General features: G+C 76.2%; 3 protein-coding genes. 2 read left to right on the forward strand and 1 reads right to left on the reverse strand.

The window, feature by feature from the left end:
* Positions 1–37: 37 nt before the first annotated feature.
* Positions 38–487, reverse strand: a complete 450-nt coding sequence (locus ACFCX4_RS35870; protein ID WP_376151609.1) for a cupin domain-containing protein — start codon at positions 485–487, stop codon at positions 38–40.
* 205 nt (positions 488–692) lie between these two features.
* Between ACFCX4_RS35870 and ACFCX4_RS35875 the strand changes: the two genes are divergently transcribed.
* Both ACFCX4_RS35875 and ACFCX4_RS35880 read left to right on the forward strand, forming a co-directional pair.
* Positions 693–1,589, forward strand: a complete 897-nt coding sequence (locus tag ACFCX4_RS35875; protein ID WP_376151611.1) for an RNA polymerase sigma-70 factor — start codon at positions 693–695, stop codon at positions 1,587–1,589.
* 163 nt (positions 1,590–1,752) lie between these two features.
* Complete coding sequence (locus tag ACFCX4_RS35880) at positions 1,753–2,499, forward strand: SDR family oxidoreductase (RefSeq protein WP_376151613.1); 747 nt, start codon at positions 1,753–1,755, stop codon at positions 2,497–2,499.
* Positions 2,500–2,545: the final 46 nt, after the last annotated feature.

Genomic DNA, 2,545 nt, shown 5'->3' on the forward strand with positions numbered 1-2,545 from the left:
TGCGGGGGCCGCGGCCGGCACCGGGGGAGGCGGCCGGTCAGCGGGCCGGCCGGGGCGCGCGCAGGTGGGCGCGCTCCGCCAGCTCCGCCGGGCCGACCGGTTCGAGCATCGGACGGCCCGGCGCACACAGCATGGTGACCACGAAGCGGGTCCTCGCGTCCGTGAGCGCGTTGCCGTCCTGGTAGTGGATCACGTCGCCGCCCGGTTCCCAGAAGGTGCCGCCGGCCCCGACGACCCGCTCGGGCTCGCCCTCGATCTCGAACCGGACGGCGCCCTCGACGACGTACCCGAAGGCCGGGCCGGAGTGCCGGTGCGGCGGGGTGCCCGGGTCGCCGGGCTCCCACTCGATCAGCACGGTCATCGCCGAGGCCCCCTCGGGGACCGTGATCGGCGAGGCGTCCTGCAGCATCCGCGCCGCGGTCGTCCAGCTCGGCGCCCCGTCGTGGTGTCCGGCACCGTGCACGTGTGCCGCGTTCCCGTCGGTCATCGTCCCGTTCCCTCCGCTGGTGTGTCACGGGTCCCGGGCGCGCCGCCCCGGTGGGGGCGGCCGTGGACGCCCGGCCGTCGACGGTTCTGACCGGACACCGCACCGATCTGTGACAGGGTGACCGCGGCCCCCGTCCACGGCACGGCCGGCACCGCCCCGCACCGCCCCGCACCGACCGCCCCGCCCCGACCCGGAGGACACGACCATGCAGCCCGGTACGGACACCGGATCCCCCGACCGGGCGACCCGGGACTTCCTCGCGGTGCGCCCCCGGCTGTTCGGGATCGCCTACCGGGTGCTCGGCAGCGCGGTGGAGGCGGAGGACGTCGTCCAGGAGACCTGGCTGCGGTGGCAGGGCACCGACCGCTCCGCCGTGCTGGAGCCGGCCGCGTTCCTGGCCACCGTGACCACCCGGCTGGCCGTCAACGTCGCCACGTCCGCCCGGGTGCGGCGGGAGGCCTACGTCGGTCCGTGGCTCCCCGAACCGGTGGACACCTCCGCCGATCCCCAGCTGGGTGCCGAGCGGGCCGAGGCGGTCGGACTGGCCGTCCTGCTGCTCCTGGAGAGGCTGAACCCGGTGGAGCGCGCGGCCTACGTGCTGCGGGAGGCCTTCGACTACCCGTACCGGCGGGTCGCGGACATCCTGGAGACCAGTGAGGCCAACGCCCGCCAGCTGGTGAGCCGGGCCCGCAGGCACCTGGCCGCCGCGCGCCGGGCGCGGGTGGACGCCGCCGAGCACCGGCGGCTGCTGGAGGTGTTCGTGGGCGCCGCGCGGACCGGCGACCTGGCGGTGCTGGAGCGGCTGCTCGCGGCGGACGTCGTCAGCTGGACCGACGGCGGGGGCGCCCGCGGCGCCTCCCGGATCCCGGTCCTCGGACGCCTCGTGGTGGCCCGGTACCTGGCGGCGTTCGCCCCGCGCTTCTGGCCGGGGACCGCGCTGCGGTGGGTCGAGGCCAACGGCCGGCCCGCCGTGCTCGTCACGCCCGCCGGGGGCACCCCGGCACTGCTGGCCCTGGACGTGTCGGGCGAGGGGATCGAGACGATCATGTGGTGGATGAGCCCGGCCAAGCTGGCCCCGTTCCTGGCCGCCCTGGACGGCTGAGCCCGCGCCGGTCCCGGGCGCCGGTTCACCCCTCGGCGGTCCCGGGCGCCGGTTCACCCCGGTCGTTGTCACGGATCGGCGGGCCGTCCTGTCTTGATGGACACGGGCCACGGGGCACCGCCCCCGGGCCGGCCCGGACACAACTCCGCGAGAGGACTCCCCCATGAAGATCGTCGTGATCGGTGGCACCGGACTCATCGGCTCGAAGCTGGTCGCCCGCCTGGGCGAGCAGGGCCACGAGGCGGTGGCGGCCGCGCCCGGCACGGGCGTCGACACACTCACGGGCGAGGGCCTCGCCGAGGTCCTGAAGGACGCCTCGGCCGTGGTCGACGTGTCGAACTCCCCCTCGTTCGAGGACCGCGCCGTGCTGGAGTTCTTCCGCACCTCGACCGCCAACCTGCTGCGGGCCGGGGCCGACGCCGGGATCGCCCACCACGTCGCGCTGTCCGTGGTCGGCACCGCACGGCTCCAGGAGAGCGGCTACTTCCGGGCCAAGCAGGCCCAGGAGGAACTGATCCAGGACTCCGGGATCCCGTACTCCATCGTCCACGCCACGCAGTTCTTCGAGTTCGCGAAGGGCATCGCGGCCTCGGCGACCGACGGCGGCACCGTGCGGCTGTCCCCGGCGAAGATCCAGCCGGTCCGCTCCGACGACGTGGCCGCCACCGTCGCCCGCACGGCCGTCGGCGCCCCGGTCGGCGGTGTGCTGGAGGTGGCCGGCCCCGACGTCTTCGGGCTGGACGAGCTGGTCCGCACCTACCTGGCCGCCTCCCACGACCCGCGCACCGTCGTCGCGGACCCGGGCGCCCGCTACTTCGGCGCCGAGCTGGAGGAGACCACGCTGCTCCCCGGCCCCGGCGCGGAGCTCGCCGCGGCCCGTTTCACCGACTGGCTGGCGCAGCAGGGCTGACCCGGCCCGCGCCGGCCGGCGGCGGTCGCGACGGAGGTCGGGAGGG

Origin of the sequence: Kitasatospora sp. NPDC056327 (genome assembly GCF_042261735.1) — a bacterium.
Taxonomy (GTDB): domain Bacteria; phylum Actinomycetota; class Actinomycetes; order Streptomycetales; family Streptomycetaceae; genus Kitasatospora.